Origin of the sequence: Anaeromyxobacter sp. SG17, assembly GCF_022690695.1 — a bacterium.
GTDB classification, from domain to species: Bacteria; Myxococcota; Myxococcia; order Myxococcales; family Anaeromyxobacteraceae; genus Anaeromyxobacter; species Anaeromyxobacter soli.
The window spans coordinates 38,173-50,661 of sequence record NZ_JALCYX010000018.1 but is presented as its reverse complement, the minus strand read 5'-3'; the positions used below and the strand labels follow the sequence as shown (position 1 = coordinate 50,661).

The following is a 12,489-nucleotide window of genomic DNA, read 5'->3' as shown; positions in this document are numbered from 1 at the left end:
CGACCGGGCCCTACCTCCGCGCTCGCTCGACGTGGATCGACGCGTGGAAGACGGCGCGGAAGAGCGACGCCTCCCGGGCCACGTCCCACAGCTCGAGGTCCACGGGGCCGCGGGTCCGCGCGAGCACCCTCACGACGCCGTTCTTCCGGGCGGCCCGGACGGAGACGACCGGCTGGTGGTGGCTCCGGTCGAGCGCGTCCGCGACGCGCAGCAGGGCGACGAGCCGCCGCACGAGCCGGAACTCGCCCGCGGGGAGGTCCTCGAGATCCGGGCGGTGTCGCTCCGGCGGGCTGCGCCGGTGATAGCGGGCGACGAGCGCGACGAGGAGCCGCTCGCGGTCGGACAGGCCGGGGATGTCGGCGCTCGAGACGAGGTAGAAGGTGTGCTTGTGGTGGCGGGTCGGCGAGACGGCGTGCCCCACGTCGTGGAGGAGCGCCGCCGCCTCGAGCAGCCCGCGCGCGCTCGCGGGGAGCGCGTGCAGCTCGGCGAGCTGATCGAAGAGATCGAGCGCGAGGCGCGCCGTCTGCCGGGCGTGGCCCTCGTCGAAGTTGAACCGGCGGCCGAACGCGAGCGCCGCCGCGGCGCGAGAGGCCTGGGCGGCCGCGACCGCCGCCGGCGACCGGCGCGCGAGGTCGACGAGGATGCCGTTGCGGAGCCCGGTGTCGACCGCGGCGATCGAGTCGAGGCCGAGGTGGCGCATCGCCGCCTCGAGGATCACGGCGCCCGCGACGATGATCTCCGCGCGGCGGGGCTCGAACCGCCTGCGCCGCTCCGCGATGGAGTCGGAGGCGAGCTCCTCGACCGCGCGCTTCACGTCCCGGAGCGTCATGCGGCGGCCCTCGCCGTGGGCCGCGACGATGGCGTTGATCGTCCCGGACGACCCGAGCGCCACGTTGCCGTGCGGCAGCCGCCGGGGAACGGAGTCGCGGAACGCCTCGTCGGCGAAGCTGCGCATGGCCGCGAGCCGCTGCGGCGAGACCTTCCCCGCCGAGCCGAAGATCTCGGTCAGCCGGACCGCGCCGAGCCCGACGCTGTAGAGATCCTTCGCCTCCTCCCCCACGGCGGTCGCGACCTCGGTCGACCCCCCGCCGATGTCGAGGACGAGCGAGCGCGCGCGCCGGGGCCGGCCGTTCAGCACGCCGCGGCAGATGAGGCGGGCCTCCTCGCGCCCGGAGACGACCTCGAGGTCGAGCCCGGTCTCGCGCTTCACGCGCTTCACGAGGTCGTCGCGGTTCCGCGCCTCGCGGACGGCGCTCGTCGCGACGGCGCGCACGGTGGCGTGGTAGCGGCGGCAGAGGGCCGCGTACCGGCGGAGGGCCGAGAGGAGCCGGTCGGCGACCTCGCGCGACATCGAGCCGGTGGCGAAGACCCCCTCGCCCGGGCGCACCGGATCGCGCTCCTGGTGGAGGGTCTCGAGCGTGCCGTCCGGCAGCGGGCGCGCGATCTCGAGGCGCACCGCGTTCGTCCCCACGTCGATGGCCGCGAGGATGCGCTGTCCTTCGTGGTCGTGCGCCAATCGGCCTCCCGCGTCGAGTCTATTCGCCCGCACGGTCGCAGGAACGGCCGGGATGCGAGTGGGCTCACACGGGCCGGGTGGCGGACCGCGCCGCTCGGCAAGGGTTCTAGCACCGGGAGTGCCCCGAGGGTCCTCGATCCCCCTTACGTTCCAGTCCGGAACGGCGTGGAACACGCGGGGCCGCGATCGTGCGCCGGCGCGCCGGGCGCGCGGTCGGAGGCGCCCCGCGGGAAATCGCTGGGCCGGAGCGGCGAGCGCAAGAGCGCCGCGCCGGTGTGTCGCGCCACGCGCGGAAGGCACGCGAGGTGCACCGCCCGGCGACCGAACCCCGTCCCGAGGAGCCTCTCCCGATGACCGGATCGCCCCGTGAGCTCGACCTTCGCAAGCTGCCGCCGGAGCTGCGGCACGGCCTCGTGTTCCAGACCTTCGACGCGCTCGGACCGGGCGAGGCGCTCGTGATCGTGAACGACCACGACCCGGCGCCGCTGCTGCAGCAGTTCCGGTTCGTGCGGCCCGGCCAGGCGGTGTCCGAGTACCTCGAGCGCGGCCCGGCCGACTGGCGCGTCCGCATCGCGAGGAGAGCGAGCCCTGACCACGGACGGCGCGGGCCGGCCCCGCGCTCGCGGAGCCGGCCCGGACTCACCGCGCGCCAGGCGTCCTCACCTCGACGCGCTCTTCGGCGCGTCCTTCACGAGCTCGACGTCGAGCGTGATGGCGATCTCGTCCCCGACCGCCGGGCCGGCCTCGACGAGCTTGTTCCAGGAGAGGCCGTAGTCCTTGCGGCTGATCTTCGTGACGGCCGAGACCGCGCGGCGGGTCTCGCCGTACATGCCCTTCACCTCGGGCGACGTCGTCACGTCGAGGGTGACGGGCTTCGTGACGCCGTGCAGGGTGAGGTCGCCCGCGACCTTCAGCTTGTCCTTGCCCGCCTTGGTGACCTTGGCCGACTTGAAGGTGATGGCCGGGTACTTCGCCGTGTCGAGGAAGTCGGGCGACTTGAGGTGCGCGTCCCGGTCGGCGACGCGGGTGTCGATGCTGTTCGCGTCGATCGTCACCTCGACCGTGGAGCGCGCCGGATCCGCGTCGTCGAGCTGCGCGACGCCCGAGTACTTCGTGAACTCGCCGCGGACCGTCGAGATGACGAGGTGCTTCACGGCGAAGCCGACCTGCGAGTGGGACGCGTCGACGTTCCAGGCGGCAGGCGCGGCGAGCGCGAGCATCGGGGCGACGGCGAGCAGCGAGGCGAGGAGCTTCTTCATGTTCGGCCTTCCTTCGGGAGAGCGTTGGGGGCCGCGGCGGCGGTTCTCAAAGGCGGGGTGGGGGACCTTCTCTCGGCCCTGTCCCGCTGCCGCTCGGCACGGGAGCATTCTTGGCGGCGTTCCCGATGCGGCGCAATCGGCACGCGAGCACATGTCTGTTCCAGCGGGGGAACGGTCGGTCCTGCCCGGTCGGCGCGACCTGCGGACGGTCGTGTTCCGCAAGTCCGCCGTGACCGGGTGGTGGTACGGGTTCGGCGTCGTAGAGGCGCCGCAGAGCGCCCGCGCCGAGACGCCGCCGGGGAAGGCGGGCGCGACGCGGTGACGGCGGGGCGCGGCGCGCTCGGCGCGACGAGCCGCGCCGCCGTCAGGGCTTGATGAACGTCCCCGCGCGGAGCTCCGCGAGCGCCTCGGCGATCTCCTCGCGGGTGTTCATGACGAACGGGCCGTAGCGTGCGTACGGCTCGCGGAGCGGCTGCGCCGACAGGAGCAGGAAGCGCGCGCCCGCGCCGCCGGCGTGGACGCGGACGACGTCACCGTCCTCCAGGATGGCGAGGTGCGGGGCGCGGATGGCGGGCCCGCGCGAGGGCGCGGCGCCGCCCACGCTCACCTCTCCCTGGAAGACGTAGAGGATCGCGGTGTGGCCGCGCGGCACCGGCTGCTCGAAGGTCCGGCCGGCAGGGAGCGCGATGTCGAGGTAGGTCGGTCCCGCGAAGATCTCGCGGACCGCGCCGGGAACGCCGTCCACCTCGCCCGCCACCACGCGGATGCGGGCGCCGTCGGGGCGCGCGACCTCGGGGATCGCGCTCGAGGGCACGTCCTGGTAGCGCGGCCGGGTCATCTTGAGCTTCGCGGGCAGGTTCACCCAGATCTGGAAGCCGTCGAGCCGGCGCGGTCCGATCTTCGGCATCTCCTCGTGCAGGATGCCGCTCCCCGCGGTCATCCACTGCACGTCGCCCGCCCCGATGACGCCCGAGCTCCCGAGGCTGTCCCGATGGGCAACGCTGCCGTCGAGCATGTAGGTGATGGTCTCGATGCCCCGGTGCGGGTGCATGGGGAAGCCGGCGACGTAGTCGTTCGCGTTTTCCGACCCGAAATGGTCGAAGAGGAAGAACGGGTCGAGGTGGTCGAGCCGCTCCGTGGCGATGCTGCGCTGGAGCCGCACGCCTGCGCCGTCGCTCGTCGCGACGGGGGTCACCACGTCCTTCAGTCCTCGCTCGATCATGGGTCTCTCCGACGGGATCCATAACCGCCGAGGCGATCGGGACAAGTCGCGCGCGCGCACCACCGTGTCCCGCGGCGCGGAACAATCCCGGCTCGAGGCTCCTCGCGCGAGGGCCGTTCGCTCGCCCCGCGCGTCGCACCCGGCGGCGCGGCCCTGCCCGCCAGCCGCGATTGCGGGGCCCCGCGAGACGCGAGGAGCGTTACCCTTCGCCCGAGGAACCGCATGCGCCTTCCCGGAAATGGAGCTCGAGGCCGCCGGACCGAGCGCGAGACGAGCGTGGAGGGGCGCCCGCGGCTCGGCCGGAACGTGATCGCGCTCGCGGTGGTGAGCTTCCTCACCGACGTCTCGAGCGAGATGATCTACCCGCTCCTGCCGCTCTTCCTGTCGAGCGTGCTCCACGCGAGCGCGAGCGCGGTGGGGCTCATCGAGGGAACTGCGGAGACCACCGCCGCGCTCCTCAAGCTCGCCAGCGGGTGGTGGTCGGATCGGGTCCGGAGGCGCAAGCCGCTCGTCCTCCTCGGCTACGTGATCTCCTCGTTCGCGCGCCCGCTCGTCGCCGTCGCGCAGGCGGCCTCGCAGGTTCTCGTCATCCGGGTCGTGGACCGCGTCGGCAAGGGCGTGCGGACGTCGCCGCGCGACGCGCTCATCGCGGACTCGGTCGCGCCGTCCATCCGCGGCAGGGCCTTCGGCCTCCACCGGGCAGGCGACCACGCGGGCGCGGTCGTCGGGCCGCTCATCGCATTCGCGATCCTGACGTGGTGGACGGGCGCGCCGCTCCGGCGCGTCTTCTGGCTGGCGGCGATCCCCGGCGTGCTCTCGGTGCTGGTCCTCGCATCCGCCGTGTCGGAGGTGCCGCGCGAGGTGGACGGGAGGCGCGAGGCCCCCGCCGCGTCAGGCCCGCTGGGTCGAGGGTTCTGGCGCTACCTCGTCGTGCTCCTCGTCTTCACGCTCGGCAACGCGACCGACGCGTTCCTCCTCCTGCGCGCCTCCCAGCTCGGCGTGAACCAGGCGCTCACCCCGATCCTCTGGGCGCTGCTGCACGTCGTGAAGTCCCTCTCCAGCACCCCCGGCGGCGCGCTCTCGGATCGGGTCGGACGCAAGCCGCTCATCGTCGTCGGCTGGGCGGTCTATGCCCTCGTCTACTTCCTCTTCGGCCACGCGAGCGCAGCGTGGCACGCGTGGGCCCTCTTCTCCCTGTACGGCGTCTACTTCGGGCTCACCGAGGGAGCGGAGAAGGCGCTCGTGGCCGACCTCGTCCCGCCCGACCGGCGCGGCGCCGCGTTCGGCTGGTACAACCTCGCGATCGGGCTCGGCGCGCTCCCGGCCTCGGTGATCTTCGGCGTGATCTGGGACCGGCTGGGATCTCCCGCCGCGTTCGCCTACGGCGCGACGCTCGCGTTCGTGGCGGCGGTCGCGCTCCTCGTGGTCGTGCCCGGCAGGCGCGAGGCTCGTGGACGCTGACGGGCGAGGGGGTCGAGCGCCGGCAGGGCGCGCGAGAAGGCGAGGGCGGAGCGGTGGGGCGCTCGGGTCCCGGGACGCGGGGCCCGCCGACGGTCGTCAGGGACGCGTGGCGGCCTTCGGGCGGGCCTCTCCGAACCGGAGGGCGGTGTCGACGGGGAGCTTGCGGAGCTGCTCGATCCGTAGCACGGGAGGCGACCACGAGACGGCGATCCGGACCTCGACCTTGTCCCCGACGCGCACGTCGTCGAGCGCGACCTCCGGCGAAACGTCGAACGGCATCACCATCGAGCCCATCCCCACCACCGTCCCCGCCTCGTTCGCGAAGTCGTCGATGGGCTCGTGACGGATGGAGACCTGCCGCGCCGCGGCGGAGAGCCGCACGATCTCGCCGCGCACGGTGTAGCGCCGCGCGTTCGCAGGCGCGGCGTCTCCGGAGCGTGCGCCACCCTCGCGGCAACCCGGGCCCGTCGCGAGGAGCGCGCCCGCGAGCGTCAGCATCACCGGAGAGAGCCACTTCAGCCACGCGGTGCGGGTCGGACCGGAGGTCATCCCGTCATCTTCATCGCCGCCTGCCGCGGCCGCATGCGGCATGGTGTCACCTCGCGTGCTCCCCCGGCCCCTCCGCGATCAGGTCACGCAGCACGACGGCGCCGTTGTGCTCCCGGTCGCGCGCGCCGTAGACGAGCGTCACCGTACGGTGCGCTGCGCGGCGGCCGAGCTCCGCGAGGAGCGCCTGCGCCGGGCCCGTCCCGAGCTCGGCGTGGTAGCGCCGCGCGAACTCGCGGAAGCGGGCGGGGTCGTGCCCGAACCAGCGCCGGAGCCCCGGGCTCGGCGCGAGGTCCTTCGCCCACAGGTCGAGCGCGAGCGCCTCCTTCTTCACGCCGCGCGGCCAGAGCCGGTCCACGAGCACGCGGTAGCCATCGCTCCGCTCGGGCCCGTCGTAGGCGCGCTTCAATCGGATCATCCGCTCCTCGCCCGCGTTATACGGGGGCGCACACCGTCGCGCGCGAGAAACGCGACCGCGAGCCAGGAGGAGTGCGTTCATGATTTCCGAGGAGATTCGCGCAGCGCTGACGCAGGAGGGCTCGGCCGCCTTCGTGACGGAGGGGCCGGCGGGGCCGCACCTCGTCGCGACGTGGAACAGCTACCTCCGCGTCCTCGACGACACCACCCTCGCGTTCCCCGCCGGCGGCTACCGGCGGACGGAGGAGAACGTCCGGAGCGGCAGCGGGGTGCAGATGATCCTGGGGGCCAAGCACCCGAAGGGCGTCGGCTTCCGCCTCTCCGGACGCGCCGAGTTCCAGGTGGGCACGCCGGTCCACGAGCAGCTGAAGCGGGACTTCCCCTGGTGCCGGGCCGCCGTGCTGCTCCACGTGGCGCAGGCGGAGAAGGTCCTCGGGTAGAGCGTCGGGAGTCGGGGCGCGCGCCGCCCTCCCGGGCGGCGGACGCCAAGACCTCGCGCGCGTGAGATGCGGCCGGCTCCTGCGGCTACGCCAGGGCGGCCGTCGCGCTGCACGCCTCGGCGCACGAGCGGCACGCGTCGGCGCAGGCCATCATCTGCGCGTCGCCCGCGAACTCCTCGCAGGACTCCTCGCAGGCCTTGCAGATCTCCGCACACGTCGCGCACTGGTGGGCGTGGAACGCGGACTCGCGTGACATGAGCGCCACGCTCATGCGGCAGCTCTCCGCGCAGTCCATCAGGAGCTTCACGTGATCGGCGGCCGCGTGCTCGCCGCCCTTCTGCAGGCAGTGCGCGAGGGTCTGCTCGCAGACGCTGAAGCACGACAGGCATTCCTGGATGGACCGCCGCATCTGCTCGGCCATGTGGCTGAAGTGCGGCGTCGCCTGGAAGGTCGCCTGGAAGCCTTGCTGCCCGCTGACGGTGGCCATGTCCCCTCCGCTGGGGTTTCGAGGGTTCGGAGGGGAACATTGGGGGGACGGGCCTTCGGGACAAGCCGGGCGGAGTGCCCGGCCCGTGCGTGAGCGCTCCGGCGCCGGCTCCCTACTGCTTCTCGACCACGCCGCAGGCGATGCGCGCGCCCGAGTTGCCGGCGGGATCGGTCTTCTCGTCGTCGGGGTCGGCGTGGATGACCAGGGCCGTGCCGTCCGGGCCGAGCAGCGAGCCCTCGCCGGCGCCCAGGGTGGCGCCCTTCGCGGTGAAGGTCGCCTTCGCCTTGCCGTTCTTCCCGACCGTGAGGTTCGGCAGGTCGCCGGCGTGCACGCCCTCGGGGTTGTGGACGCCGTGCTTCTTGCCGAACGGGTTGAAGTGACCTCCGGCCGACTTGAAGTCGGGCGGCTCGCACTTCGCCGCTCCGTGGAGGTGGATGCCGTGCTTCCCCGGCGGGAGCCCGGCCACCGCGACCGCGACCTTCACGCCGCCGCGAGTCGGCGTGAGCGTGGCCGTCCCGACCTCCTTGCCGTCGGCGTCCTTCAGGACCGCCTTCGCGGCGGGAGCGGCGGCGGTGACGGTGAGTGGAACGGCGAGAGCCAGGAACAGGGAGAACGCTCGAGTCGTCATGCGCGACAGGTACGGCGGGCGTGTTGCCGCGGCTCGGACCGGAAGGGTGCGCCCTTTCGCGGGCAGTGCACCTCGATCCAGGGGCCAGGATCCGCCGAAGATCACGGCCGGCAGACCCGTGTGGCGGACGTCCGCAGAGTGTGGCGAACGGTCGCGGGCGCGGCAGAGTGTCGCGTCGTCCGATGATCCCGAACAATGGATTGGGCAATCACCGCCGATCCTCGGGCCTGACGCATTGCAATCGGGCCCCGTTCCTCTGCTACTGTCCGCCGCACGCCGCTCGGACCACGGTCACCGTTCTCCTCACAGTGCGCTCCCACGCGCACCCGCCCCGCGAGGAACACCCCATGGCGACGCCCGCCCTGAAGGCTCATCCCGACACGCTCCGCACCCTGCCCGGCGACGACGTCCGGCAGCTCATGTGGCGGTTCGCGGAACGGTACGACCTGCAGATGCTGGTGCAGTCCGCGCGCGGCGTCGCGCGCGGCCCGGTCGCGCGCCTCGTCGCGGAGGGAGGGAGGAACGAGCACGAGTGGACCGCGCGCAAGAACGAGCTCCTCGCCCACTACGACGCGTCGGGGATCACGGCGGCGTTCATGGAGCCGGAGGAGGGCGGCTTCATCGCCGGCCCGAAGAACCTCGCCCTCGCGCTCGCCGCCTTCGAGCTCGCCTGGGTGGACGCGGGCGCGGCGACCGGCGCCCTCGCCGGCTTCCTGGGCCTGTCGCCCATCCACGAGCGCGGCACGCCCGAGCAGGTGCGCCACTACATGAGCCTCGCCGCGCCCGCGAAGCCCGGCGAGGACCGGCGGCCGTGGCGCGCGGCGTTCGCGCTCACCGAGCCCATCCCCTACGTCGGCGTGGACACCGGCATGCTCTCCGGGAAGGTGAGCGTGGCGGAGTGGAAGGAGGGCGAGGAGCCCGTGCTGCGGGTCGAGAAGCGCGGCCGGTTCATCACGAACATGGGGTTCGCGAACTTCGTCACCGCCGCGGTGGACACCGACGATCCGCGCATCAAGTCCTCGTGCCTCGTCATCCTCGAGGAGACGGACGCCGGGACGTTCGACCGCGGCACCCCCACGAAGAAGCTCGTGCACCAGCTCTCCTCGACGAGCGATCCGATCTTCAGCCTGCAAGTTCCGGCGAGCCGCATCGTGGGCGGGTACACCGTGAGGGACGGCGTCATCGTCCCGAGGTTCGACCACTCCGAGGTGATCGAGGCGGTGTTCCGGCGCACGCGCGTGACGGTCGGCGTCATGACCTCCGCGAAGCTGCTCAGCGCGATCGAGCCGGTCATCCGCTACCAGCGCGGGCGGTTCCGCGGCGCCGAGCAGGCCGCGCCCGGATCGGTGCGCTACGAGCTCGGCATCCAGCAGCGCGAGGACGCGCTGCACCGGCTCGTCGAGGTCTGGGCGGCGGGCGAGGCGGGCGCGTCGCTGGGCTTCGCGACGGCTCGCCTGTTCGACGAGCTCGATCCGCTCGAGCGGCGGAAGGACGCCGCGCTCGCGGCCCAGGGCATCTCCGGCATGAAGGCCACCCTCAAGTGGACGAAGGCCCTCGAGCAGAAGGGGCTCGAGCTCCTGGAGCTCGAGGCGCACCCCCGCGGCGAGAAGCAGGAGGCGCGCATCGCGGAGCTCCGCGCCGACGAGCTCGTCCGGTTCGCGCTCCTCGACGCGCAGGCGAACGTCCTCTGCCCCGCGACGAAGCTCTGGAACACCGGCGTCGGCGCGAGCGTGATGCGCGAGGCGGTCTCGCTCATGGGCGGCTACGGCATCACCGAGGACTGCCCGGGGTTCCTCGGCCAGAAGTGGATGGACGCCCAGCTCGAGGCGACCTACGAGGGCCCCGAGGCCGTGCAGCGCCGGCAGCTCTCGGTGACGATGGCGAACCCGCTCTTCCTCGCGCAGCTGAAGGCGTGGGTCCGCGAGCTGCGCCACGTGGCGGGCGCGCACCCGGGCACCGGGGCTTGCGCGCTCGCGTCGGCGATGGAGCTCTGGCTCTGGACGTTCCGGCACCTCGAGCGGTCGACGGACGCGGACGGCGCGAAGCTCGTCCAGTCGCCGCGGCAGGGGGTGACCTTCAAGCTCGCGGACGCGCTCGGCTGGCTCATGGCCGCGCGCAGCCAGATCCTCGACGCGGTCGTGCTCGCCGAGGAGGGCGCGCCGGTGCTCGGCGAGGCGCACGCGGGCACGGCCCGCTTCTTCGCGGACCTCTGCCACGTCCAGGCGGCGCGCGCCGCGGGCGAGGTGGGGCGCATCTGCGCCGAGCTCGTCCACGGCTACAACCGCCACCCGTCGTGGGACGCGGAGGGGTGCGCGGCGTGCTGGTCGGCGAGCGACGCCGAGGCGCTCGAGGGGATCATCCCAGGCCTCGCGGGCTGCACCGGCGACGTGGTCGCCGAGGGCGGCCACCCGGACAAGGAGGGCCCCTGCGCCTCCTGCCAGGGCATCAGCGACTTCCGGACGATGCGGGTGAAGATCGACGGGTGCCTGACGGGCGCGTTGCTCGCGAAGGACCGCGCGGCGGAGGCGCTCTCGAAGGTGATGATCCCCGAGGCGCTCGACTACCCGCAGTAGCCGCGGCGGCCTTCGTCGCCAGGGAGACGCCATTGCAGCCCCTCGGGACCCAGGAACAGCCGGAGCGCCAGACGATGTCCGTGGACATCGCCTGCGTCGGCTTCGGGCCGGCCACGGCCGGCTTCCTCACCACCCTGTCGCGCCGCCTCTCCGCGGCCGACCTCCCGCCACTCGAGAGCGCCGCGGCGCCGGGCCTGCCGCTGCAGGTGGTCTGCTACGAGCGCGCCGACGACCTCGGCTTCGGCGTGTCGGGCGTCGTGACGCGCGCCCGCGGCCTGCGCGCCGCGTTCCCGGACCTCGACGGCGCGCAGATCCCCATGGCGGCGAGGGTGAAGGACGAGCGCGTCCTCTACCTGCTCGATCCTCTCGGCGCGAGCCGCCGGTCGGCCTCGCTGCGCGCGGCGGATCGGACCATCCGCGCGCTGCGCGGCGTGCTGCCCTTCGCCGACGAGGCGCTCGAGCTCCCCTTCACGCCCGAGTTCCTGCACAAGCAGGACGGTTTCGTCTTCTCGATGGGCCAGCTCATGCAGTGGATGAGCGCCCAGGTGCTCGCGTCCGGCGCGGTCCAGCTCTGGCCGGGGACACCCGTCGCGCGGGCGCTCGTCGAGGACGGCAAGGTCCGGGGCGTCCGCCTCGTCGACCAGGGCGTCGATCGCCAGGGGCTCCCGGACGCCGCGTTCATGCCGGGCATGGACGTCCGGGCCGCGCTGACCGTCGTCGGCGACGGGCCGGTCGGCGCGGTCGGGCGCCAGCTCGACGCCGAGCTCGGCATGCCCCCCGGGAACGCGCGGCGCGAGTGGGCGGTCGGCATGAAGTTCGTGGTCGACCTCCCGGAGGACACGCGCCTCGAGCCGGGCACGGTGCTCCACACGCTCGGGTTCCCGGAGCCGGAGATCTTCGGGTTCCTGTACGTCCACCCGGATCACGTCGCGTCGGTCGGCATCTTCGTCCCGAGCGGCTTCGCGTCGCCGGCGCGCACGACCTATCGCTACCTACAGCACTACGTCCAGCACCCCGCGATCTGGCGGCACCTCGAGGGCGCGCGCCTCCGGTCCTGGGGGGCGAAGTCGCTCCTCGAGTCCGGGCGGCGCGGCGAGCCGTTCCTCGCGGGCGACGGGTTCGCGCGGATCGGCGAGGGCTCCGGCTCGACGAACGTCCTCACGTCCTCGGGCGTGGACGAGGCCTTCACGACGGGCGTCCAGCTCGCGGAGGGCGTCATCGCGCTCCTCGAGGCGGGGAGGCCGCTCACGAAGGAGGGCCTGGAGGAGGCCTACGTCGCCCGTCGCCGCGCGAGCTGGATCGAGGCGGAGGCGAGGATCGCCGAGAAGGCGCGCGACGGCTTCCAGCGCGGGTTCGTGCCCGGCCTCGTCGGGATGGCGCTCGCGGGCCTCACGCGCGGCAGGGTGTCGCTCGGCCACGAGCCGCCGCACCCGGCCGACGCGGTCGGCACGCTGGAGGACTTCTACGCGGGCCGGATCCCGGCCGAGGAGCTCGCGCGGCTGCGGGCGGAGTGCGAGGCGAGGGGCGTCCCGCTGCACGACGCGCTCATGGATCGCGCCGGCTGGCCGGCCGTGCCGCTCGACGGGAAGCTCCTCGTGTCGCAGCAAGACGCGCTCCTCATGGGCGGCAAGGTCCAGGCGCCCCCCGGCTACGCGGATCACGTCGGGTTCCGCTCCGCCGAGCGCTGCCGCGCCTGCGGCAAGCGCGTCTGCGTCGAGATCTGCTCGGCCGAGGCGCTCCGGCCGGGCGCCGACGGCGTGCCGAGCTTCGACCGCGAGAAGTGCGTCCACTGCGGCGCGTGCCTGTGGAGCTGCACCGGACGCCTCGAGGGGACCGACGAGGTGAACCTCGAGCTCCGCGCCGGGACGGGCGGGCTTCACTCCGCGGAGAACTGATCGCAAACCCCCGCCCCCGCCGCTCGCCGGCGGGCGCGCACGACG

At 73.5% G+C, this 12,489-nt stretch carries 12 protein-coding genes and 1 pseudogene; 6 read left to right on the top strand and 7 right to left on the bottom strand.

The annotated features are described in order from the left end of the window. Positions 1-10: 10 nt before the first annotated feature. Entirely contained in the window at positions 11-1,516 is a 1,506-nt protein-coding gene (locus tag MNY60_RS09480) for a Ppx/GppA phosphatase family protein (RefSeq protein WP_242336337.1), read from the bottom strand. A 350-nt stretch (positions 1,517-1,866) separates the two neighbouring features. On the opposite strand from MNY60_RS09480, the pseudogene MNY60_RS09475 reads away from it, so the two are divergent. Then, a pseudogene (locus tag MNY60_RS09475) lies at positions 1,867-2,082 on the top strand (DUF2249 domain-containing protein); the annotation flags it as partial. Between the two features lie 93 nt (positions 2,083-2,175). Here MNY60_RS09475 and MNY60_RS09470 read toward each other — a convergent pair. Continuing rightward, the gene (locus tag MNY60_RS09470; RefSeq protein WP_242360497.1) at positions 2,176-2,775 is read right to left on the bottom strand and encodes a YceI family protein; all 600 of its coding nucleotides are present in this window, start codon (positions 2,773-2,775) and stop codon (positions 2,176-2,178) included. 151 nt (positions 2,776-2,926) lie between these two features. On the opposite strand from MNY60_RS09470, the gene MNY60_RS09465 reads away from it, so the two are divergent. Continuing rightward, positions 2,927-3,097: a hypothetical protein gene (locus MNY60_RS09465; RefSeq protein WP_242360496.1), complete on the top strand. Its 171-nt coding sequence runs from the start codon at positions 2,927-2,929 to the stop codon at positions 3,095-3,097. A 42-nt stretch (positions 3,098-3,139) separates the two neighbouring features. Here the strand turns inward: MNY60_RS09465 and MNY60_RS09460 are convergent, their stop codons facing one another. Continuing rightward, a complete protein-coding gene (locus MNY60_RS09460; protein ID WP_242360495.1) occupies positions 3,140-3,997 on the bottom strand; it encodes a pirin family protein in 858 nt (285 codons plus the stop codon). Positions 3,998-4,219: 222 nt separating this feature from the next. On the opposite strand from MNY60_RS09460, the gene MNY60_RS09455 reads away from it, so the two are divergent. Then, a complete protein-coding gene (locus MNY60_RS09455; protein ID WP_242336349.1) occupies positions 4,220-5,458 on the top strand; it encodes an MFS transporter in 1,239 nt (412 codons plus the stop codon). A gap of 96 nt (positions 5,459-5,554) precedes the next feature. On the opposite strand, the gene MNY60_RS09450 is transcribed toward MNY60_RS09455, so the two are convergent. Next, complete coding sequence (locus MNY60_RS09450; protein WP_242360494.1) at positions 5,555-6,007, bottom strand: copper-binding protein; 453 nt, start codon at positions 6,005-6,007, stop codon at positions 5,555-5,557. Positions 6,008-6,053: 46 nt separating this feature from the next. Further along, positions 6,054-6,422 (bottom strand): DUF488 domain-containing protein, encoded by a 369-nt coding sequence (locus tag MNY60_RS09445; protein ID WP_242360493.1) that lies wholly within the window; start codon positions 6,420-6,422, stop codon positions 6,054-6,056. 79 nt (positions 6,423-6,501) lie between these two features. Here MNY60_RS09445 and MNY60_RS09440 point away from each other — a divergent pair, with 79 nt between their 5' ends. Continuing rightward, positions 6,502-6,861, top strand: a complete 360-nt coding sequence (locus MNY60_RS09440) for a pyridoxamine 5'-phosphate oxidase family protein (protein WP_242336358.1) — start codon at positions 6,502-6,504, stop codon at positions 6,859-6,861. Between the two features lie 85 nt (positions 6,862-6,946). On the opposite strand, the gene MNY60_RS09435 is transcribed toward MNY60_RS09440, so the two are convergent. Together MNY60_RS09435 and MNY60_RS09430 are read right to left on the bottom strand one after the other, a co-directional pair. Continuing rightward, positions 6,947-7,348 (bottom strand): four-helix bundle copper-binding protein, encoded by a 402-nt coding sequence (locus tag MNY60_RS09435; RefSeq protein ID WP_242360492.1) that lies wholly within the window; start codon positions 7,346-7,348, stop codon positions 6,947-6,949. A gap of 112 nt (positions 7,349-7,460) precedes the next feature. Continuing rightward, a complete protein-coding gene (locus MNY60_RS09430; protein WP_242360491.1) occupies positions 7,461-7,976 on the bottom strand; it encodes a superoxide dismutase family protein in 516 nt (171 codons plus the stop codon). Between the two features lie 347 nt (positions 7,977-8,323). On the opposite strand from MNY60_RS09430, the gene MNY60_RS09425 reads away from it, so the two are divergent. Further along, positions 8,324-10,549, top strand: a complete 2,226-nt coding sequence (locus MNY60_RS09425) for an acyl-CoA dehydrogenase (protein ID WP_242360490.1) — start codon at positions 8,324-8,326, stop codon at positions 10,547-10,549. A gap of 74 nt (positions 10,550-10,623) precedes the next feature. Further along, entirely contained in the window at positions 10,624-12,444 is a 1,821-nt protein-coding gene (locus tag MNY60_RS09420) for a 4Fe-4S ferredoxin (protein WP_242360489.1), read from the top strand. Positions 12,445-12,489 lie beyond the last annotated feature (45 nt).

Bases quoted from the DNA above. Each gene is read 5' to 3' on its own strand.
- MNY60_RS09430 (WP_242360491.1), bottom strand. From the start codon at position 7,976: ATGACGACTCGAGCGTTCTCCCTGTTCCTGGCTCTCGCCGTTCCACTC.
- MNY60_RS09435 (WP_242360492.1), bottom strand. From the start codon at position 7,348: ATGGCCACCGTCAGCGGGCAGCAAGGCTTCCAGGCGACCTTCCAGGCG.
- MNY60_RS09440 (WP_242336358.1), top strand. From the start codon at position 6,502: ATGATTTCCGAGGAGATTCGCGCAGCGCTGACGCAGGAGGGCTCGGCC.
- MNY60_RS09450 (WP_242360494.1), bottom strand. From the start codon at position 6,007: ATGACCTCCGGTCCGACCCGCACCGCGTGGCTGAAGTGGCTCTCTCCG.
- MNY60_RS09465 (WP_242360496.1), top strand. From the start codon at position 2,927: ATGTCTGTTCCAGCGGGGGAACGGTCGGTCCTGCCCGGTCGGCGCGAC.
- MNY60_RS09420 (WP_242360489.1), top strand. From the start codon at position 10,624: ATGTCCGTGGACATCGCCTGCGTCGGCTTCGGGCCGGCCACGGCCGGC.
- MNY60_RS09455 (WP_242336349.1), top strand. From the start codon at position 4,220: ATGCGCCTTCCCGGAAATGGAGCTCGAGGCCGCCGGACCGAGCGCGAG.
- MNY60_RS09445 (WP_242360493.1), bottom strand. From the start codon at position 6,422: ATGATCCGATTGAAGCGCGCCTACGACGGGCCCGAGCGGAGCGATGGC.
- MNY60_RS09460 (WP_242360495.1), bottom strand. From the start codon at position 3,997: ATGATCGAGCGAGGACTGAAGGACGTGGTGACCCCCGTCGCGACGAGC.
- MNY60_RS09470 (WP_242360497.1), bottom strand. From the start codon at position 2,775: ATGAAGAAGCTCCTCGCCTCGCTGCTCGCCGTCGCCCCGATGCTCGCG.
- MNY60_RS09425 (WP_242360490.1), top strand. From the start codon at position 8,324: ATGGCGACGCCCGCCCTGAAGGCTCATCCCGACACGCTCCGCACCCTG.